The 18,249-nt window shown below is 64.8% G+C and carries 19 protein-coding genes and 1 riboswitch; of the genes, 1 reads left to right on the forward strand and 18 read right to left on the reverse strand.

What is annotated here, in order from left to right:
* Nucleotides 1-227: 227 nt before the first annotated feature.
* The 15 genes from OO306_RS10450 to OO306_RS10520 form a co-directional block, all read right to left on the reverse strand.
* Nucleotides 228-779 carry a glutathione peroxidase gene (locus OO306_RS10450; RefSeq protein ID WP_027595876.1) on the reverse strand — a complete coding sequence of 184 codons (552 nt, stop codon included), beginning with the start codon at nucleotides 777-779 and terminating at the stop codon, nucleotides 228-230.
* Nucleotides 780-825: 46 nt separating this feature from the next.
* Nucleotides 826-948 carry a hypothetical protein gene (locus OO306_RS10455; protein WP_258703717.1) on the reverse strand — a complete coding sequence of 41 codons (123 nt, stop codon included), beginning with the start codon at nucleotides 946-948 and terminating at the stop codon, nucleotides 826-828.
* A complete protein-coding gene (locus OO306_RS10460) occupies nucleotides 945-2,138 on the reverse strand; it encodes an MFS transporter (RefSeq protein WP_172960403.1) in 1,194 nt (397 codons plus the stop codon). Before OO306_RS10460 ends, OO306_RS10455 begins: the two co-directional genes overlap by 4 nt.
* 72 nt (nucleotides 2,139-2,210) lie before the next feature.
* Entirely contained in the window at nucleotides 2,211-2,615 is a 405-nt protein-coding gene (locus OO306_RS10465) for a MarR family winged helix-turn-helix transcriptional regulator (protein WP_265968577.1), read from the reverse strand.
* Between the two features lie 85 nt (nucleotides 2,616-2,700).
* A complete protein-coding gene (locus tag OO306_RS10470; RefSeq protein ID WP_265968578.1) occupies nucleotides 2,701-3,435 on the reverse strand; it encodes an adenosylcobinamide-GDP ribazoletransferase in 735 nt (244 codons plus the stop codon).
* Nucleotide 3,436: 1 nt separating this feature from the next.
* Nucleotides 3,437-4,003, reverse strand: a complete 567-nt coding sequence (cobC, locus tag OO306_RS10475) for an alpha-ribazole phosphatase family protein (RefSeq protein WP_265968579.1) — start codon at nucleotides 4,001-4,003, stop codon at nucleotides 3,437-3,439.
* Nucleotides 4,000-5,055: a nicotinate-nucleotide--dimethylbenzimidazole phosphoribosyltransferase gene (cobT, locus tag OO306_RS10480; protein WP_265968580.1), complete on the reverse strand. Its 1,056-nt coding sequence runs from the start codon at nucleotides 5,053-5,055 to the stop codon at nucleotides 4,000-4,002. The genes cobC and cobT overlap by 4 nt, the downstream gene beginning before the upstream one ends.
* Nucleotides 5,052-5,573 (reverse strand): bifunctional adenosylcobinamide kinase/adenosylcobinamide-phosphate guanylyltransferase, encoded by a 522-nt coding sequence (gene cobU / locus OO306_RS10485; protein WP_265968581.1) that lies wholly within the window; start codon nucleotides 5,571-5,573, stop codon nucleotides 5,052-5,054. Before cobU ends, cobT begins: the two co-directional genes overlap by 4 nt.
* A 1-nt stretch (nucleotide 5,574) precedes the next feature.
* The gene (locus OO306_RS10490) at nucleotides 5,575-7,029 is read right to left on the reverse strand and encodes a cobyric acid synthase (RefSeq protein WP_265968582.1); all 1,455 of its coding nucleotides are present in this window, start codon (nucleotides 7,027-7,029) and stop codon (nucleotides 5,575-5,577) included.
* A complete protein-coding gene (gene cobD / locus OO306_RS10495; protein ID WP_265968583.1) occupies nucleotides 7,026-8,018 on the reverse strand; it encodes a threonine-phosphate decarboxylase CobD in 993 nt (330 codons plus the stop codon). The genes OO306_RS10490 and cobD overlap by 4 nt, the downstream gene beginning before the upstream one ends.
* Nucleotides 8,011-8,919, reverse strand: coding sequence for an adenosylcobinamide-phosphate synthase CbiB (gene cbiB / locus OO306_RS10500; protein ID WP_265968584.1), 909 nt, complete (start codon nucleotides 8,917-8,919; stop codon nucleotides 8,011-8,013). The genes cobD and cbiB overlap by 8 nt, the downstream gene beginning before the upstream one ends.
* Nucleotides 8,916-9,566, reverse strand: a complete 651-nt coding sequence (bluB, locus tag OO306_RS10505) for a 5,6-dimethylbenzimidazole synthase (RefSeq protein WP_238215247.1) — start codon at nucleotides 9,564-9,566, stop codon at nucleotides 8,916-8,918. Before bluB ends, cbiB begins: the two co-directional genes overlap by 4 nt.
* A complete protein-coding gene (locus OO306_RS10510; RefSeq protein ID WP_265968585.1) occupies nucleotides 9,563-10,858 on the reverse strand; it encodes a cobyrinate a,c-diamide synthase in 1,296 nt (431 codons plus the stop codon). The genes bluB and OO306_RS10510 overlap by 4 nt, the downstream gene beginning before the upstream one ends.
* Entirely contained in the window at nucleotides 10,855-11,466 is a 612-nt protein-coding gene (cobO, locus tag OO306_RS10515) for a cob(I)yrinic acid a,c-diamide adenosyltransferase (RefSeq protein ID WP_027595864.1), read from the reverse strand. The genes OO306_RS10510 and cobO overlap by 4 nt, the downstream gene beginning before the upstream one ends.
* Before the next feature lie 119 nt (nucleotides 11,467-11,585).
* Nucleotides 11,586-11,808: riboswitch (cobalamin riboswitch) on the reverse strand.
* Between the two features lie 72 nt (nucleotides 11,809-11,880).
* Complete coding sequence (locus tag OO306_RS10520) at nucleotides 11,881-14,427, reverse strand: DUF6543 domain-containing protein (RefSeq protein ID WP_265968587.1); 2,547 nt, start codon at nucleotides 14,425-14,427, stop codon at nucleotides 11,881-11,883.
* 145 nt (nucleotides 14,428-14,572) lie between these two features.
* Here OO306_RS10520 and OO306_RS10525 point away from each other — a divergent pair, with 145 nt between their 5' ends.
* Entirely contained in the window at nucleotides 14,573-15,889 is a 1,317-nt protein-coding gene (locus OO306_RS10525) for a sorbosone dehydrogenase family protein (protein ID WP_265968588.1), read from the forward strand.
* A gap of 123 nt (nucleotides 15,890-16,012) precedes the next feature.
* Here the strand turns inward: OO306_RS10525 and OO306_RS10530 are convergent, their stop codons facing one another.
* The 3 genes from OO306_RS10530 to hda all read right to left on the reverse strand — a co-directional run bounded on the left by OO306_RS10530 (nucleotide 16,013) and on the right by hda (nucleotide 18,163).
* Nucleotides 16,013-16,546, reverse strand: coding sequence for a C40 family peptidase (locus OO306_RS10530; protein WP_099453169.1), 534 nt, complete (start codon nucleotides 16,544-16,546; stop codon nucleotides 16,013-16,015).
* A 140-nt stretch (nucleotides 16,547-16,686) separates the two neighbouring features.
* Nucleotides 16,687-17,328 (reverse strand): C40 family peptidase, encoded by a 642-nt coding sequence (locus OO306_RS10535; RefSeq protein WP_027595860.1) that lies wholly within the window; start codon nucleotides 17,326-17,328, stop codon nucleotides 16,687-16,689.
* A gap of 127 nt (nucleotides 17,329-17,455) precedes the next feature.
* On the reverse strand, nucleotides 17,456-18,163 hold the full coding sequence (hda, locus tag OO306_RS10540) for a DnaA regulatory inactivator Hda (protein WP_027595859.1): 708 nt from the start codon (nucleotides 18,161-18,163) through the stop codon (nucleotides 17,456-17,458).
* Between the last annotated feature and the right edge of the window lie 86 nt (nucleotides 18,164-18,249).

Consider the following 18,249-nt stretch of genomic DNA (forward strand, 5'->3'; position numbering starts at 1 on the left):
GGCCGGTACAGGCAACTGACATAGCCAATACCTGCACCGGCCTCTTCGCAGCACAAGGCTGCTCCTACAAAAAAAAGCGGCACTACGGCTGCGATACGATGGCCTTCTCGATCGCTGCTCTGAATACCGGGTCGTCCGGCCTGGACGGATGGCAATCACCGCCCCCCCATTGAATCACCACACCCTTTGTAGGAGCAGCCTTGTGCTGCTCCTACAAAAAAACGGCACTATGGCTGCGATGCGATGGCCTTCTCGATCGCTGCCCTGAAGGCCGGGTCGTCCGGCTTGGTCAGGCTAGAGAAGCTGCCAATCACCTTGCCCTTGCGGTCCACCACGTATTTGTAGAAATTCCACTTCGGCGCATTGCTCTGGCTCGCCAGCTCGCTGAACAGCGGGATCGCATCCTTGCCACGCACCGGCTGGGCCTTGGTCATGGTGAAGGTCACCCCGTAATTGGCGTAGCAGACCTTGGCAATCTTCTCGCTGTCGGCGTCTTCCTGCTTGAAGTCATTAGAAGGCACACCGAGCATCTCCAAGCCCTGCTCGTGGTACTCCTTGTACGTCGCCTCAAGCCCCTCGAACTGCGGCGCAAACCCGCAATAGCTGGCGGTGTTGACCACCACCAGCGGCTTGCCGGCAAAGCGCTGGCACAGATCAACCTGCCCTTTGCCACGCAGTTCGGGCAGGCTGCCCTGCAACACGGCCGGGCAATCCGCAGCCCAGCTCGACGTGGCGGCAAGCAGGGCCAGCACAGGCACCGTCAACCAATGTGCACGCATCGTTCGTTTCTCCCGCAAGACAATCCTTGAACTTGCAGGGTAGCGCTTAACAAACCCCCATGCCCAGTTGCATCAACGCCAACCCACCCTGGTGCCACCCCCACCACACCAGCGCCAGTAGCACGATCGCGGCAACGGCGAGCAACCCTTGGGCCAGGTAGCGCTTCATGCGGCCTGGGCCTGCAGGCGGGCGACCGGGCGTTCACGTACCGGCCAGTTGAGGGCAGCGGCCAGCAGGCTGAGCAGGATCGAAATCTGCCAGACCAGGTCGTAGTTGCCCGTGCGGTCGTAGACCACCCCGCCCAACCAGCCGCCCAGGAAGGCGCCCAACTGGTGGAAGAGGAACACGATGCCGCCCAGCATCGACAGGTTGCGCACACCAAACAGTGTCGCCACTGTGCCGTTGGTCAACGGGACGGTAGAGAGCCACAGCAGGCCCATGGCGATGCCGAACAGGTAGGCGCTGAATTGGGTCACAGGTGCCCAGAGGAACAACACGATCACGACTGCGCGAAGCAGATAAAGCCCTGTGAGCAGGCGCGGCTTGGACATGCGCCCGCCCAGCCAGCCGGCGGTGAAGGTGCCGACGATGTTGAACAGGCCCACCAGTGCCAACACCGTGGTGCCCGTGGTCGCAGCCAGGTGCTGGTCGACCAGGTAGGCCGGCAGGTGCACGCCGATGAACACCACCTGGAACCCGCAGACGAAAAAGCCCAGCGCCAGCAGCCAGAACCCGGTATGCGAGCAGGCTTCACGCAGGGCCTGGCCCAAGGTCTGTTCGGCGCCATGGCTGGGCAGCGGGCGGTCACGCAACAGGCCGACGAGGGGTACGATGAGTGCCACCATCAGGCCCAGGACCAGCAACGCGGCGGACCAGCCCAGCCACTCGATCAAGCCAAGGGTGCCGGGCAGCATGGCGAACTGGCCGAATGAACCGGCCGCACTCGCAATGCCCATCGCCATGCTGCGTTTGTCGGCCGGCACGGCGCGCCCAACCACACCCAGGATGACCGAGAACGAGGTGCCGGAAAGGCCGATGCCAATCAGCAGGCCAGCGCTCAACGACAGCGACCAGGCAGAGTCGGCCATCCCCATGAACATCAACCCGGCGGCGTAGAGAATGCCACCGATGATCACCACGCGCGCCGCGCCCACGCGGTCAGCCAAGGCGCCGGCGAACGGTTGTGCCAGCCCCCAGATGAGGTTCTGCAAAGCGATGGCGAAGGCAAACACACCACGCCCCCAGCCAAAGTCGGCGCTCATCGGCGCCAGGAACAGGCCAAAGCCGTGTCGCACACCCAAAGACAGCGCCAGTATCAACGCTGCCCCCACAAGCACCCACCCGCTGGTTCGCCACACCGAAGTCATTGTCGTTATCTCCAGCACATCGCAAGGTTTTGCGGGTATATACCCGCTTATAGTCGCATCAGCTCAAGCCAGTTGTTCCAGCAAGCGCACCAATTCATCACGCTGCCCTATGCCCAAGCGCTCCACCAGCAACCCCTGGGCCTGCTCCCAGGCCGGGTAAGCCGCTTGCAGCAGCGCCTTACCGGCTTCGGTCAGCAGCACCACGCGGTTGCGTTGGTCGTCGCCGTCAGCCAAGGCCACCAGGCCATCGGCTTCGAGCACCCGCAGGTTTCGCCCCAAAGTGCTGCGTTCGAGGCCCATGGCCTCGGCCAAGGTGGTGATGCTCGGGCGGTCAAGCCGCTGCAAGTGCCGTAACAGGGAAAACTGGGCGACATTGATGCCGAAGCCGGCAAGGGCCTCGTCATAATGCCGGCTCACCCCGCGGGCGGCACGACGCAGATGGGTACAGATGCATTCACTGGTCAGCATGGATACGTGTATATACCCGCGTCAGGGGTGTTGCAAGAAGTTTCATCATGACGGACAACGGCGTGGGAGATCGCGTGCAGGTGATTCAGAGGCCCAGCGCCAACCCCAGCACCACGGTCAGCTCCAGCAACTCGAGCATTGCCCCGGCGGTGTCACCGGTCGTGCCGCCCAGGCGCCGACACATGAGGCGCCGCAACCAGGCGAACACAGCCACGGCTGCAACCAGTACCCAGCTCGCGCCCCAACCGCCCACGACAAGGCACAGGGCTGCACTGGCGAGCAATACCCACCCGGCAGCAGCGCGCGGCAGATGTTCGGCCAGCGCCTGCCCCAGGCCACCGGGGCGTACGTAAGGCGTACAGAGGAACAGGCCCAGCATCGCCGCACGCCCCACAACCGGCGCCAGCAGCAGTTCAAGGCCTGCCTCACGCTCGACCAGTACCCACAACGCACAGAACTTCAGCAACAGCACCAGCACCAAGGTCACCACGGCGATCGGCCCGCTGCGCGGATCTTTCATGATCCGCAGCGTGCGCTCTCGGTCACCGAAGCCACCCAGCCAGGCATCGGCGCTGTCGGCCAACCCGTCCAGGTGCAGGGCGCCGCTGAGCAACACCCACAGCGCCAGCAGCAACGCCGCGTGCAAAGGCGCGGGCGTGCCGTGCAGCAGGTGATTGGCCAGCCACAACAGCAGGCCGAACAGCAGCCCGACCAGTGGGTAGCACAACAGCGAGCGGCCTACTTGCTGCGGCGCCGGCATGCCCGGCAAACGCACCGGCAAGCTGCTGAGAAACTGCAGGGCAATCCAGAACGGCAGCATGTCAGTGCGCCTCGCCCAATTGACCGTCGTCACGCAGCACCAGACGCACCAATGCGCCGTGGGCAACTTCCACCTGCAGCAACTGCTCCCGGGGCAGGCCACGTGCACGGGCCAGCAACAGGCGCATCACCCCGCCGTGGGTGACCAGCAGCACGCGCTTGCCGGCATGCTGCTGGCTCAAGCGCTCGACGCCCGCCACTACACGTTCGGCAAACGCACTGACCGGTTCGCCATTGGGCGGGGTATAGCCATAAGGGTCGGCCCAGAAGCGACCCAGCGCATCGGCCTGGTCTTCCATGATCTGCGCCGCGCTGCGGCCTTCCCAGTCACCGAAATGCAGCTCCTGCAAAGCGGCCTCACGCTGTACCGGCAGGTGCAGGCGTGCTCCCAGCTCATCGGCAAAACGCGCACAGCGCTGCAGCGGCGAGCTGACCAGCACCTGCCACGGGCCCGCTTCGGCGACCGCGCTGCGCATCTGCGCCCAGCCTTTTTCAGTCAGGGCATCATCAAGGCTGCCACGCAGGCCGCCCTGCTCCGTTTCGCCGTGGCGCAACAGGTCGAGGATCATGCCGGGCGGTCCGCCACGGCCGCTTCGGCAAACGTCGCCATCTGCCCGTGCAGCGCGCAGGCCAGGCGCAACAAGGGGACCGCAAGGGCGGCGCCGCTGCCCTCGCCCAGGCGCAGGCCCAGCGCCAGCAACGGCTCGGCCTGCAACGCTTCGAGCAAGGCCTTGTGCCCTGGCTCCGCGCCCTGGTGGGCAAACAGCAGCCATGCCCGGCATTGCGGGTTGAGGCGTACCGCCACCAGCGCAGCAACGCTGCAGATAAAGCCGTCCACCAGCACTGCGACACCCTCTTGCGCGCAGGCGATGTAAGCGCCCGCCAAGGCGGCGATCTCGAAACCGCCGACACAGGCCAGCGCCTGCAGCGGGTCGTCAGCACGCAGGCCATGCAGGATCAGCGCACGCTCGATGACTTCGGCTTTGTGCCGCACACCGGCGTTGTCCAGGCCAGTGCCTGGGCCGCTCAACTCACGCGCTGGGCAGCCCAGCAAGTTACTGGCCAGGGCGGCGGCAGCGGTCGTGTTGCCGATGCCCATTTCGCCACCGATGAACAACTGCGCGCCCTGTTCAGCGGCCCGCAATGCGCTGTCGCGCCCGGCCTGCAAGGCGGACTGCAACTGGGCCTCGGTCATCGCTGGCTGGCGGGCGAAGTTGGCGGTGCCGGCGCCCAGGTGCAGATGCCGTACACCGGGCAGCGCCAGGCTGGGGTCGATGGTGCCGAGGTCGACCACTTCCAGGCTGGCTTGCAGCTGGCGCGCCAACACGCTGATCGCCGCGCCGCCGCCAACGAAGTTGCGCAGCATTTGCCCGGTCACGGCTTGCGGATAGGCCGAAATGCCCTCCTCTACCACACCGTGGTCACCGGCGAAAATCGTGATCGCCAGTTGGTCCACCGCTGGCCGCTCACGGCCTTGCAGGCCCGCCAGGTGCACGACCAGGCCTTCCAGCTGGCCGAGCGAACCGGCAGGTTTGGTCAGCTGTTGCTGACGGGCGCGGGCTTGGTCCATGGCGGCGTTGTCGAGGGGTTGGCAGGCATCACGCCACCAGGCTTGAGTCATAGTGCAGGTCCTTTGAGCATAAGGGGCAGGCCAGCCACGGTCAGCACCACGCGCTGACAGCGTTCAGCAACGGCCTGGTGTAGCCAGCCGGCCTGGTCGACATAACGCCGGGTCAGTTCACCCATGGGCACCACGCCCAGGCCGGTTTCGTTGCTGACCAAGACAACCGTGCCGGGCAACTGCGCCAGGCAGTCGAGCAGCGCATCACGCTCCTCGGCCAGGCGCTGGTCGTTGTCGAGCATCAGCAGGTTGGTCAGCCACAGGGTCAGGCAATCCACCAACAGGCAGCGCCCTTCGGCCGCTTCGCGGCGCAGCACCGCCGCCAGTGCCAGGGGTTCTTCGATCAACCCCCAGTCAGCGGGCCGGCGTTGGCGATGCATGCGCACGCGTTCGTTCATTTCGCCGTCCAGCGGCTCGCTGGTGGCGATGTAGGTGACCGGCAGGCCGCTGTCGCTGGCCAGCTGTTCGGCCAGGCGGCTCTTGCCGGAACGGGCGCCGCCGAGGATCAGGTTGAGCATTTCAGGCGACTCCACACAGCGTGCGCAGGTGCGCGGTGTCCAGGTGTTTTTCCACCAGGTCCGCCAGGCGTTCGATATCACGCTCGCGCAGGGCCTGGTAGTCGATAGTCTCTGCATCGGCCAGCCCCGCCCAGCGCAGCAACGCGGCGCACGACTGGCTGCCTTCGAACAGGCCATGCAGGTAGGTGGCGAGGATCTGCCCATCGGCGCTGATGGCGCCGTCGCAGCGGCCGTCGTCCAGCTGCACGGCGGGGCGTTCCAGGGCCGGGCCCTGAGTAACGCCGGCATGGATCTCGTAGCCAGAAACCGGCGCGTTTTCCAGGGTCACGGTACCGGCAACGTTGCGCAGTTGCTTGTCGGCCTCCAGCACCGTGGCGTAGTCCAGCAGGCCCAGCCCAGGGCTGGAGCCCGCCGGCCCTTCCAGGCCCAGCGGGTCGTGCACCTGAGCCCCGAGCATCTGCAGGCCGCCGCAGATGCCGATGAGCTTGCCGCCATAGCGCAAGTGGCGGGCAATGGCGGTATCCCAGCCCCGCTCGCGCAGTTGCGCCAGGTCGCCCCGCACGCTTTTCGAGCCAGGCAGGATGATCAGGTCGGCAGGCGGTATCGGCTGGCCGGGCCCGATGAACTGCAAATCCACTTGCGGGTGCAGGCGCAGAGGGTCGAAGTCGGTGTGGTTGCTGATGCGCGGCAGCACCGGCACGATCACCTTCAGCACGCGCTCCCCCTTGGCCACCTGGCGCACGTCGATGCCGTCCTCGGCCTCCAGGTGCAGGTCGGTGACATACGGCAACACGCCCAGCACCGGCTTGCCGGTACGCGCTTCGAGCCAGTCCAGCCCAGGCTGCAGCAAGGCGATGTCACCGCGGAAGCGGTTGATGACGAAGCCTTTGACCCGCGCCTGTTCACTCGGCGACAGCAGCTCCAGCGTGCCCACCAGGTGAGCGAATACCCCACCGCGGTTGATGTCGGCCACCAGGATCACCGGGCAGTCGACCGCTTCGGCAAAGCCCATGTTGGCGATGTCGCCGGCACGCAAGTTGATCTCTGCCGGCGAGCCCGCACCTTCGACCATGACCACCGGGTACGCGGCGCTCAGGCGCTGGTGCGACGCCAGCACCGCTTGCATGGCGATGGCCTTGTAGTCGTGATAAGCCACTGCATTCATGCTGGTGACCGCGCGACCGTGGATGATCACCTGGGCGCCAGTGTCGCTGTTGGGCTTGAGCAGCACCGGGTTCATGTCGGTGTGCGGCGCCAGCCGGCAAGCCTGGGCCTGCACGGCCTGGGCCCGGCCGATTTCGCCACCGTCGGCGGTCACTGCGCTGTTCAGCGCCATGTTCTGCGGCTTGAACGGCACCACGCCGACACCGTGGCGCAACAGCCAGCGGCACAGCGCGGTCACCAGCGTGCTTTTGCCGGCATCGGAGGTGGTGCCTTGCACCATGAGCGTGGTCATGCCGTTTCCTTATGATAATCGGTCAGGGCCTGGGCCAGGCGCTGCTCGTCCGCCGCACTGGCAGGCAAGCCCAGGCGCACGGCGGCGGGCTGCTCGAACAGGCGCACCAGGATGCCGCGCCGGGCAAGAAAGTCATGCAAGTGCGCGGCACGCTCGCTGCGCACGTACTGGAACAAGTCGCAGCCACCCGTCGGCGCCAGCCCGGTGCTGTGCAACAGCGCAGCGAGGCGCTGGCTGCTGGCGGCGCAACGCTCGATCTGCACCTGGTGGGCAATGTGGTCGGCAAAGCAGGCTTGGGCCAGCACCCGCGTGGGGCCGCTGACAGTCCAAGGGCCGAGCAACTCAGCCAGCCGCTGCAGCACGCTGGGCTGCGCCGCAACAACCCCCAAACGCACACCGGCCAGGCCAAAGAACTTGCCGAACGAGCGCAGCACGATCAGGCCAGGCCGTTCGGCGCAGTCGACCACGCTATGGGCGGGGGTGTTGTCCATGAACGCCTCGTCGACCACCAGCCAGCCCCCACGCGCCGCCAGGCGCCCATGCCAGTCGAGCAGGCGCTCCCGGCTGACCTGGCGGCCGGTCGGGTTGTTGGGGTTAACCAGCACCAGCACATCGAGGCTGTCGAGCGCGCCTTCCACCTGGGCTTCATCCAGTTCGACCAATGTGTGCCCTGCCCGCTGCCAGGCATACGGGTGCTCGGCATAGCATGGGGTCAACACACCGACCCGGCCCGCCGGGCGCAGCAATGGCAAGGCCTGGATCGCGGCCTGCGAGCCAGCCACCGCCAACAGCTGGCGGGTGCCGTAGTACTGCCGAGCGGCTTCTTCCAGGCCGTCTTCGGTCTCTGGCAGACGCGCCCAGGCGTCGAGTGGAATCGGCGGGATCGGGTAAGGCCAAGGGGCAATGCCGCTGGACAGGTCGAGCCAATGTTCGCGCGCGATCCCGTAGTGACGCACCGCACGCAGCAGACGACCACCGTGTTCAAGCATTCCAGTAAGCTCCCAGGCAAATCAGCAGTACCCACAGCCACACACCCCGCTGCACCAGGCTCCAGCCACGCTCGATAGCATCGGCATCGGCCATGGGCCCTTCGCCCAGGCGCGGCCGCTCGTGCAGCTCACCGTGATACACCGCCGGGCCGCCCAGCTCGACCCCCAGCGCGCCGGCACCTGCCGCCATCACGGGGCCGGCGTTGGGGCTGTCCCACAGGGGCCCTTGGTTGCGCCAGCAGGTCAGGGCCAGGCGGGTTTTGCCGAGCAGCGCGTAGGTCAGCGCCACCAGCCTTGCGGGAATATAGTTGAGCACATCGTCGATGCGTGCCGCGCACCAGCCAAACCGCTCGAAGCGTTCGTTGCGATAGCCCCACATGGCATCCAGGGTATTGCTCAAGCGGTACAACACCACGCCAGGCGCGCCCGCCACCACGAACCAGAACAGTGCGGCGAACACCGCATCGCTGCCGTTTTCCAGCACCGATTCGGTCGCTGCCCTGGCCACGGCGGGCTCGTCCAGCTCGCGGGTTTCGCGGCTGACCAGATAGCCGACCCGCCGCCGCGCCTCTTCCAGGTCACCCTGGCGCAATGCGTTCGCCACCGGCAGCACGTGCTCGCCAAGGCTACGCAGCCCCAACGCGCAGTACAGCGCCAGCACGTCGACCAGCCAGCCGATGTACGGCAGCCAGGACAGGATCAGTGCAACCAGGGTCAGCGGCACCACCGCGAGGAACCAGGCGCTCACGCCGTGGCTGCGCCAACCGCGCCCTCCGGCATTCAGGCGACGCTCCAGGTTGGCGGCCATGTTGCCGAACGCCACCAGTGGATGACGCCGCTGAGGCTCGCCCAGCAAGGCATCCAGGGCCACCCCGGCCACGGTCAGCAAGGCAACGCTCATGGCTGCTCTCCCCATTGGTTGTGATACAGCAGGTCACTCAAGGGGCGTTCTTCTGCCCAGTTTTCCAGCACCAGCATCGGGGCTGGGTAAAATTCGGTCACAGGCCCCAGGCACAGCACCGCCACCGGCTTGGCCCCCGCCGGCATGCCCAGCAGTTCGGCCAATGCCACGGGGTCGAACAGCGATACCCAGCCCATCCCCAGGCCCTCGGCACGCGCCGCCAACCACAGGTTCTGGATGGCGCAGGCCAGCGAGGCGAGGTCCATTTCCGGCAAGGTGCGGCGGCCAAAGATGTGCGGCTCGCGCTGGTCCATCAACGCGGCCACCAGCAGTTCGGCGCAATCGTTGATGCCTTCGACCTTGAGCGTCATGAACGCATCGGCGCGTTCGCCCAGTGCATCGGCAGTGCGTAGCCGCTCTTCCTCGACCAATGCCTGGATGCGCGCGCGCAGGTCGCGCTGGGTGATGCGGATGAACCGCCAGGGCTGCATCAACCCGACGCTCGGTGCCTGATGCGCCGCAGCCAACAGGCGGGCGAGCAACGCCGGGGCCACCTCGCCACCGGCAAAATGGCGCATGTCGCGGCGTTCGCCGATAGCCCGGTACAGCGCGGCGCGTTCGGCGTCGCTGAAAGCGTGTTCGCTCATGGTCGCAACAGCGCCGCCGCCGCGTCCGGGTTGGAGGGAAAATAGAAGTGCACGTAAGAAGCCGTCAGGCGGCCCAGGCGATACACCGCCTCGTTGCCACGCCCGCCGTTGGGGCTCAGCCCCCGGGCGATCGGCGCCAGCTCGGTGCTGGTGAGCGAGTGATGGTAGGTGTGGCCACGCAGGGTGCCTTCGGGCAGTTCCACTGCCTGCAAGGCCAATGCGGCCAGGCGTTTCTGCATGGTCGCCTCGCCCGTCAGCAAGCCGAGCAGTTCGGCACGCTCACCCGCTACGTCGGTCAGTGCGTCGAGCAGGTAGAGCATGCCGCCACACTCGGCCAGCAACGGCTTGCCCTGGGCATGATGGTCACGGATCGCCGCGCACATCGGCGCATTGGCCGCCAGTGCGTGGTGGTGCAGTTCCGGGTAGCCGCCCGGCAAGTACAGGCTGTCCACATCGGGCAGTTCGCGGTCGTGCAGCGGCGAGAAGAACACCAGCTGCGCGCCGAGGTTGCGCAGCAGGTCGATATTGGCACCATAAAGGAAGGCGAACGCCTCGTCCCGCGCCACGCCAATGCGCACACCGGCCAATGAAGCGGCGGCCGGCTGCGGCTCCGGCTCGGCAAACGCCACGGGCGGTGGTAAAGCGGCATCACAACTGGCGCCCAGCGCTTCGGCCGCAGCATCCAGGCGGGCATCCAGGTCGTTCAGCTCGCTGGCCTGGACCAAGCCCAGGTGGCGGCTGGGCAGCTCAATACCGCGCTCACGCGACAGGCCGCCGTACCAGCGCAGCCCTTCGGTCAGGCTGCCTTCTAGCAGCTGCGCATGGCGCAAGCTGCCGACCCGGTTGGCCAGCACGCCGGCGAATGGCAGGTCGGCCTGGTAACGCGCCAGCCCCAGGGCCAGGGCGCCAAAGGTTTGGGCCATGGCCGTGCCGTCGATCACCGCCAGCACCGGCACGCCGAAATGGCGCGCCAGGTCGGCGCTCGACGGGGTGCCGTCGAACAGACCCATGACCCCTTCGATCAAGATCAGGTCAGCCTCAGCGGCTGCTTCCCATAGCAGGCGACGGCTTTCCTGCGCGCCGATCATCCACAGGTCGAGCTGGTAGACCGGTGCGCCGCTGGCACGCTCCAGGATCATCGGGTCGAGAAAATCAGGCCCACACTTGAACACCCGGACCTTACGCCCAAGGTTACGGTGCAGCCGGGCCAAGGCTGCGGTCACAGTGGTCTTGCCCTGGCCAGAAGCCGGCGCCGCGATCAACACGGCCGGGCAATGTCGCAGTTCACTCACAGTTCAACGCCCTTCTGCGCACGGATACCCGCCTGGAAGGCGTGCTTGAGCATGCCCATCTCGGTGACGGTATCGGCCAGTTCGATCATTTCAGGCTTGGCCGCGCGGCCGGTGACAATCACGTGCTGCATCGGCGGGCGAGCCTGGATGTCGGACAGCACCTGATCGAGGTCGAGGTAGCCATGCTTGAGCGCGATGTTCAGTTCATCGAGCACCACGAACTGAACGGTCGGGTCTTGCAGCAGCTGGCGCGACACGGCCCAGGCGGCTTCGGCGGCGGCGATGTCGCGCTGGCGGTCCTGGGTCTCCCAGGTGAAGCCCTCGCCCATCACGTGGTAGCGCACCTGCTCCGGGAAGCGCCGGAAAAACAGCTCTTCGCCGGTGCTGTTGCGGCCTTTGATGAACTGCACCACGCCGCACTGCATGCCGTGGCCCAGGGCGCGGGCGAGCATGCCGAAGGCCGAGCTGCTCTTGCCCTTGCCGTTGCCGGTCAGCACCAGCAACAGGCCGCATTCATTAGGGGAATTGGCGATGCGCTCGTCGATGACCGCCTTTTTGCGCTGCATGCGCGCCAGGTGGCGTTCGTCGCGTTCGGTGGGTTCGCTCATCAGGGTTCTCCGCAGGCTGACGCCACGCGAGAAGCGGCGACAGGTCGATAGGCAGGCAGACGGAGAACGCGCAGGAGCCGTGGCTGGACGCCACGGTGCACCGCGCATCACCCTCCGTGATGCCGTTGGCTGAATCAGGCCGGTCTCCGGGCTTGTGAGCGGGCCTTGGCCCACGCCTGCGCGCCTTCCCGGATGCTGGCATCCAGTGGCTGTGCGCGACATTTGACTCACTTACCGTTGCGGGGGCAGCGCCGGGCTCGCGCCTTTGCTGGCGCCCACCGGCTTCCCAGTTTCACCCTGCCCAGACGGGGCTGGCAGGGCACCTGAAACACGCGCGAAGGTTAGAGGGTTGGGGCGGGAGCGTCAATCGAACGCGCCCGCCTTTGGCGCAGCGGCGGGGCTCAATTTGCGACATTATTCAGGAAAGAACCGCGTCACCAGTGCCGGGGTCCTGATGTGCGCCGTGTAGGCCGCCAGGTCGAAGGCCAGCCCTGTGCGCAGGTCGTAAACCGGCCCCAAGGCAGGCTTGATGGTCTGCTTCAGGGTGACCTTGATGAAGCGATAGTACTCGCCATAGACCTGCTGCAAGGCATCGATGCGGAAGTAGTTGCCAGGCTGGAACAGCGTTTCGGCCTCTTCGGAATACGACGAAAAGGCGCTGATCGGCGTTGCGCTGTGGTAGTCCCCGGCAGGCAGCTCGAACACCACCGAACTGTCATCGAACAAGCCTGGCACGCCGCCCGGCACGTTCGGGTAACGCAAGCAGGCAAACTCCGCGGCCATGTAGGGGTTTTCGGTGAACGAGGTGAAGTCGGTATTGACCAGCACATCGCCAACCCGCAGCTCACCGTTTCGGTAACGCTCACCACCGGTACGCCGCGAGCGATGCCCCCCTCGGTACAACCTCACCTGATTGTTTTTGGGCAACTGTTCGAGGCTATCGGCAAGCTCGGCAATATAGTCATCCTCATCGCCATACCGGTAGCTCCCCGAGCGGAACACATCGTTCACTTTCGACTCATCGCTGGTGTAGTAGTCGACCAGTGCGTTGAAGTACTCCGGGCCGTAGTGATACGAGTAGTGCGTGCGGCCCGCGACCTTGACGCAGTCCAGGTTGCGCTCATCGAGGTCGGGCGCGCGCCCGCGGGGCAGTTCGACGACAGGCCAGGACGCCAATAACGCCTTCTGCCGCTCAAGCGCGAATTCACCCAGCTTTTTGCTCTGCGGGCCGTTCGCTAACGTATAGGTATCCCAGAACGGTGAATTTGTGCTCGGCATACCCTCAACGGCCAAGGGTGTCCCCCCCAGCAATCGGGGCGGCGCCAGCACTTCCCACTCCCCGGCCTGGTTCAGACGCACCGGGTGCAGCGGGCTGAAGGCAAACGGGTTATCTGCCGAAACCACCAACCACACGGCCAGCTCATGGCTGTAACGCACGCGATAGGACAAACCTTGCACATTGATCCAGCAACTGCCGTCGTCATTGACGTGAATGCCGCGCAAGCGGCCCTCCTCGCCCGGCTCCCCGGTCAGCACGGTATTGGCGCCCTGCAACTCCTCCGGCAAGGCCGAAGCAGTCGTCGGTTGCCAGCGCCCCAATGAAAGGTTCGTTTCATGGGGCGGTGCTTGATACGCCAGCGAGGCAAAACTCGCCTGGAAGCTGATATCGACCAGATTCATGCTGGCGAATACGCTTTCGAGCATGGCCGAGCGCAGGGCATCCTTGCGGCTCTGTTCATCACCCGCGTGCAAAGCAGCGTCCACATCCAGCGCCACCTTGCCCACACTGGCCCCCAGCAGCATCAGCGTGACCGGCCAGCCCAACGGCGCAAAACCACCAAACACCCCCAGGAACGCCGCCAGATACCCACTGCACATGGCCTTGCGCAGCCCGACATTGGTTTGCATCAGTTGCGCATTGCCCTGCATTTCGAGCCTGGCCTGTTCGACCAGGTAAGCAAAAAGGGTCGTGCCAAGCGGCCGCTTGAACAGCGTCAGGGCAATCAACGCCGCTTCGTTCGAACGGCTGTCGGCAATACCTTGCAGGTGCACCTTGATCAACCGCCTGGCGGTGGTATCACGTGGATTGCTATGAGCACCCGCCACGAAGGCATCGAGGGTGACCTTGGACTGCAACTGCGTGCGTATCCAACTCACCATCGAGAATTCGGAATCGAAGCCCTTGAGGGTCTTTTCTGCCCACGGCATATAGGCCATGACGCGCCCATCGGGCGCACTCAGGCTGAACAAACACCAACGGTCCGTTTCACCGAACACATAGCGGTGGACCGTTATCTCGCTGCGCGTGGCGTCCTGTTCGAGAACCTCCAGGGTCGGCAATTCACCATTAGGCAAGGCGTCGGTCACCATCCCCCGCACGTGATCCCAATCCCCTGGCGTAATCGTACCCTCCGCCAATGCCTCAGCGCCCTGCCCTAGCAGATTGGTCTTGGCCAGCACTTGAAAATGAGCACCATACTGCGACCAGAAGCGCTCGACCTGCGCACGGTACTCAACTGCGAAGTCCAGCGCCCACAGGTCTTTTTGCACGTCACTGCCCAGCATCGGCACTTCGTTGCGCTCGTCGTAAAACGGCGCATGGGGCCCCTGCCGGTAAAACCCGCCACGCATGTCGAGTTCGTCACTGGCATCTTGGAAGTACAGGTCGAAGCGGTCGATTACCAGTTCGTGCATCAACATCGACTTCTGCGGCGGATGGCTGTGTTGCCAACCGGTTTTACTGAGGCTGCTGGAGTTCTCATTATTAAACTGGTGCCACCAGACGAAGCGAGGGTCAATTCGCCTGCCCGTGTGTTTTTGCAGAATGCGCGCAGCCTGCTGGCTCGCCAGCGCGTAAGGGTCGGGGTAATCCCGCACCACGTCATCCACCAGCCGGACCAGCGGCCGCGCAGCATCGAATGCCTCGAGGCTGCGAATCACCCTTGCTTTTATATCCGTCATGGCCCACTCCAGGCACTAGAAATCGGGCGTTCATCCTGGCGACCTGCATCATTGCCGTGTGGTAGATGTATGCCTCCCGCCGCTGAACCCCGTGCGCACAACCCTGCTCTGAATATTGAGTGTTCCTTTTCGGAGAGCAGCGACCATGAAGCGCATCGGCATCGTCTTACCCTGGGTGTTGGCTGCCGGCCTGGCAGGATGCAGCGACACAGCCCACCTGGACGTGATGGACGGCAGCGGCCCTTCGCCGCAACTGCCCCCGCCCAACAAGACGCTGGTCCCCACGGTGAACATCGCGCCGGCCATTGGCTGGCCCCAGGGCGCCAAGCCCCAGGCTGCAGCCGGCACGCAGGTAACGGCCTTCGCCGACAAGCTCGACCACCCGCGCTGGCTCTATGTGTTGCCCAACGGCGATGTGCTGGTGGCCGAAACCAACGCCCCGCCCAAGCCTGAAGATGGCAAAGGCCTGCGTGGCTGGGTGATGGGCAAGGCGATGCAGCGCGCCGGCGCCGGCGTGCCTAGCGCCAACCGCATCACCTTGCTGCGCGATGCCGACCATGATGGGGTCGCGGAAGTGCGCACCACCTTCATCGAAGGGCTCAATTCGCCCTTCGGCATGGTGCTGGTGGGCAAGGACTTTTACGTGGCCGACACCGACAAACTGCTGCGCTTTCACTACGAGCCCGGGGCCATGCACATTCGCGGCGAGGGCCAGCAGGTGGTCGAACTGCCAGGCGGGCCGCTTAACCATCATTGGACCAAGAACGTGATCGCCAGCCCTGACGGCAAGAAGCTCTACGTGACGGTGGGCTCCAACAGCAACGTGGGGGAAAACGGCCTGGACAAGGAACAAGGCCGTGCGGCGATCTGGGAAGTGGACCCTGCCAGCGGCCAGCAACGCGTGTTTGCCAGCGGCCTGCGCAACCCCAACGGCCTGGCCTGGGAGCCCCACAGCGGCGCACTGTGGACGGCGGTCAACGAACGTGACGAGATCGGTAGCGACCTGGTGCCGGACTACATCACGTCAGTCAAGGATGGCGGCTTCTATGGTTGGCCCTACAGCTATTTCGGGCAACACGCCGACCAGCGGGTCGAGCCGCAGGCCCCGCAGAAGGTTGCCCAGGCACTGATGCCGGACTACGCGGTGGGCCCGCACACGGCATCGCTGGGGCTGACGTTCGCCGAGCCTGGCGTGTTGCCGCCGCCGTTCGGGCAGGGGGCATTCGTGGGCCAGCACGGCTCGTGGAACCGCAAGCCGCACAGTGGCTACAAGGTGATCTTCGTGCCGTTCGATGCGACAGGCAAACCTGCCGGCAAGCCGGTCGACCTGCTGACGGGGTTTCTGAATGACGAAGGCAAGGCCATGGGGCGACCGGTGGGGGTAATCAATGATCACCGCGGCGGTTTGCTGGTGGCGGATGACGTGGGGAACGTGATCTGGCGGGTGAGCAAGGCCTTGTAGGAGCAGCCTTGTGCTGCGAAGAGGCCGGTGAAGGCCCCTTACCTCTAAGACTTATGCCCCGGCCTCTTCGCAGCGCAAGGCTGCTCCTACACAGTCAGCGATCTACTGCTGACTGCGCAGGCCTCAGGGATTCTGCGCCAGGTGCCCTTGCGGAATCACGCGCTTGGCCTGCAGGTAAGCCTTGGCCCAGTAGCTGTTCGACAGGTAGTCCAGGCGCACCGTACCGCCGGTGGACGGCGCATGCACAAAGCGCCCTTCCCCGACGTAGATACCGGCATGGCTGACTTGCGAGCCACCACTGGTGGCAAAGAACACCAGGTCACCTGACTGCAGCGCCTTGGCATCCACGGTAGGCGCGCGCATGACGATCATCTCGCGCGTCGAACGCGGCAAGCTGATGCCGGCGGCATCGCGGTAGACATACTTGATCAGGCCGCTGCAATCGAAGCCGGAATCGGGCGTATTGCCGCCCCAGCGATAAGGCGTGCCCACCAGCCCGATCGCACGGATCAACACGTCGTCGGCAATCGGCGAACCATCTGGCTGGCTGTACGTAACCTGCGGCTGAACCACAGGGGCCGGCGCAGGCGCGCGGCTGGAGCAGGCAGCAAGCAATGCCACCAGGGAAAGGAATGCGAAGCGCGCCATCATTACCATGGCCAGAACATCCTGTCTGAGACCGCTGGACCGCAGCCGAAAAGTGTTGAGAATTTAGATTAGACGCTTTCTGTAAATGCGCACGGCGGCGAGCTTTTTTTCAAAGCATCGCCGCCGTGGCAGGGTAAATCATTTTGCTATCAGTTGCGCGCGATGTTGGTCGGCGCCATCGCCAAGGCACGCTTGGCTTCGATGAAGGTCTTGCTCCAGTAGCGATCACCGAGGCTGTCGATGCGCACACCACCGCTGCGGCGGCTGCTGGAGTGGATGAACTGGTTGTCACCCAGGTAGATGCCCGCATGGCTCACACGGCCACGACCATTGGTGCTGAAGAACAGCAGGTCGCCTGGCTTGAGCTTGTTGCGCGCCACTTTCGGGGCATCGACGTTGATCATTTCACGCGTCGAACGCGGCAAGGTCATGCCGGCTTCTTCGCGGAACAGGTAACCGATGAAGCCGCTGCAGTCGAAGCCGGACTTCTCCGAGGTACCACCGAAGCGGTAGCGGGTGCCGATCAACGACATGCCGCGCTCGAGAATGCTGTCAGCCAGAACTGGCAACTGGTAAGGCTTGCTGCTGCTGGAGAAGGCCTCCAGGTCATCTTCAGTGGCCAGCTCTTCCGGTTCGCCGAATACCGACGAAGGCGAGGCTTTGGCCTTGAACGCCGACTGTGCGGCGATCGGGGTGTGATCCTGGGGCTGAGATACCGGGGCTTGTGCCGCGCAGCCAAAAAGCAGGGTCACGAGTGCGAGGGGCACGAGGGGTGCGAAGCGCTTTAGCATGGGCACGACCGTGTCAGTAATCCTTTAGAAGGGGGAAACTATGCCCTCTATCATGGCCATTTGCAAATTTTATCGAAAAAGATGTGACTTTTTCGTTTTTCCGCTCTGGCCCAAGGATTTCAGGGGCTTACCAGCCCAGGGTTTCCTTCAGAAAAGGAATGGTTAGCTTGCGTTGCGCTTGCAGCGATGCCTGATCGAGGCGCTCAAGCAGGTCGAACAACGCGCTCATGCTGCGGGTACCACGGGTGAGGATGAAATGGCCAACCTCATCGGTGAGGTGCAGGCCACGGCGCGACGCGCGCAACTGCAGGGCACGCAGCTTGTCTTCATCAGACATGCCGCGCATCTGGAAGATCAGCGCCAGGGTCAGCCGCGACTTGAGGTCAGCCAGTTTGATGGGCAGTTCGCGCGGCGAGCTGGAGGCCGCCAGCAGCAAGCGGCGACCACTGTCGCGCAGGCGATTGAAGAGGTGGAACATGGCCTCTTCCCAATCGGCCTTGCCGGCAATTACATGCAGGTCATCGATGCACACCAGCTCGTACTGCTCGAGGTGGTCGAGCAGTTCGACACCGCGCTCGAGCAGTTGCGCCAACGGCAGGTAGACGGCGGGCTCGCCCAATTGCTGGAAACGGTGTGTTGCGGCCTGCAACAGGTGAGTGCGGCCGACACCCTGCTTGCCCCACAGGTAGATGAGGCTCTCGGTCCAGCCGGCGTCAGCTTCGCATAGGCGCTCGACGTAGCCCAATGCCGCAGCATTGGCGCCCGGATAGTAGTTGATGAAGGTGGCGTCATCGCGCAGGCGCACACCCAGGGGCAACTGGATCGGTGGTTTCATGCTCGCGGGCGGTCGCTAGGACCACGGGGGGCCTTTGGTGAACAGTGTGCAAAGTCTATACCCGGAGCGCGGGCGGCACAATCAGT

Source organism: Pseudomonas sp. DCB_AW, assembly GCF_026240895.1.
Classification (GTDB): Bacteria; Pseudomonadota; Gammaproteobacteria; order Pseudomonadales; family Pseudomonadaceae; genus Aquipseudomonas; species Aquipseudomonas kermanshahensis.

Bases quoted from the DNA above. Each gene is read 5' to 3' on its own strand.
- hda (WP_027595859.1), bottom strand. From the start codon at position 18,163: ATGAAACCACCGATCCAGTTGCCCCTGGGTGTGCGCCTGCGCGATGAC.
- OO306_RS10470 (WP_265968578.1), bottom strand. From the start codon at position 3,435: ATGCTGCCGTTCTGGATTGCCCTGCAGTTTCTCAGCAGCTTGCCGGTG.
- cobD (WP_265968583.1), bottom strand. From the start codon at position 8,018: ATGCTTGAACACGGTGGTCGTCTGCTGCGTGCGGTGCGTCACTACGGG.
- OO306_RS10465 (WP_265968577.1), bottom strand. From the start codon at position 2,615: ATGCTGACCAGTGAATGCATCTGTACCCATCTGCGTCGTGCCGCCCGC.
- bluB (WP_238215247.1), bottom strand. From the start codon at position 9,566: ATGAGCGAACACGCTTTCAGCGACGCCGAACGCGCCGCGCTGTACCGG.
- cobT (WP_265968580.1), bottom strand. From the start codon at position 5,055: ATGACTCAAGCCTGGTGGCGTGATGCCTGCCAACCCCTCGACAACGCC.
- OO306_RS10520 (WP_265968587.1), bottom strand. From the start codon at position 14,427: ATGACGGATATAAAAGCAAGGGTGATTCGCAGCCTCGAGGCATTCGAT.
- OO306_RS10490 (WP_265968582.1), bottom strand. From the start codon at position 7,029: ATGACCACGCTCATGGTGCAAGGCACCACCTCCGATGCCGGCAAAAGC.
- cbiB (WP_265968584.1), bottom strand. From the start codon at position 8,919: ATGAGCGTTGCCTTGCTGACCGTGGCCGGGGTGGCCCTGGATGCCTTG.
- cobO (WP_027595864.1), bottom strand. From the start codon at position 11,466: ATGAGCGAACCCACCGAACGCGACGAACGCCACCTGGCGCGCATGCAG.
- OO306_RS10530 (WP_099453169.1), bottom strand. From the start codon at position 16,546: ATGGTAATGATGGCGCGCTTCGCATTCCTTTCCCTGGTGGCATTGCTT.
- cobC (WP_265968579.1), bottom strand. From the start codon at position 4,003: ATGATCCTCGACCTGTTGCGCCACGGCGAAACGGAGCAGGGCGGCCTG.
- OO306_RS10455 (WP_258703717.1), bottom strand. From the start codon at position 948: ATGAAGCGCTACCTGGCCCAAGGGTTGCTCGCCGTTGCCGCGATCGTG.
- OO306_RS10535 (WP_027595860.1), bottom strand. From the start codon at position 17,328: ATGCTAAAGCGCTTCGCACCCCTCGTGCCCCTCGCACTCGTGACCCTG.
- cobU (WP_265968581.1), bottom strand. From the start codon at position 5,573: ATGCTCAACCTGATCCTCGGCGGCGCCCGTTCCGGCAAGAGCCGCCTG.
- OO306_RS10525 (WP_265968588.1), top strand. From the start codon at position 14,573: ATGAAGCGCATCGGCATCGTCTTACCCTGGGTGTTGGCTGCCGGCCTG.
- OO306_RS10450 (WP_027595876.1), bottom strand. From the start codon at position 779: ATGCGTGCACATTGGTTGACGGTGCCTGTGCTGGCCCTGCTTGCCGCC.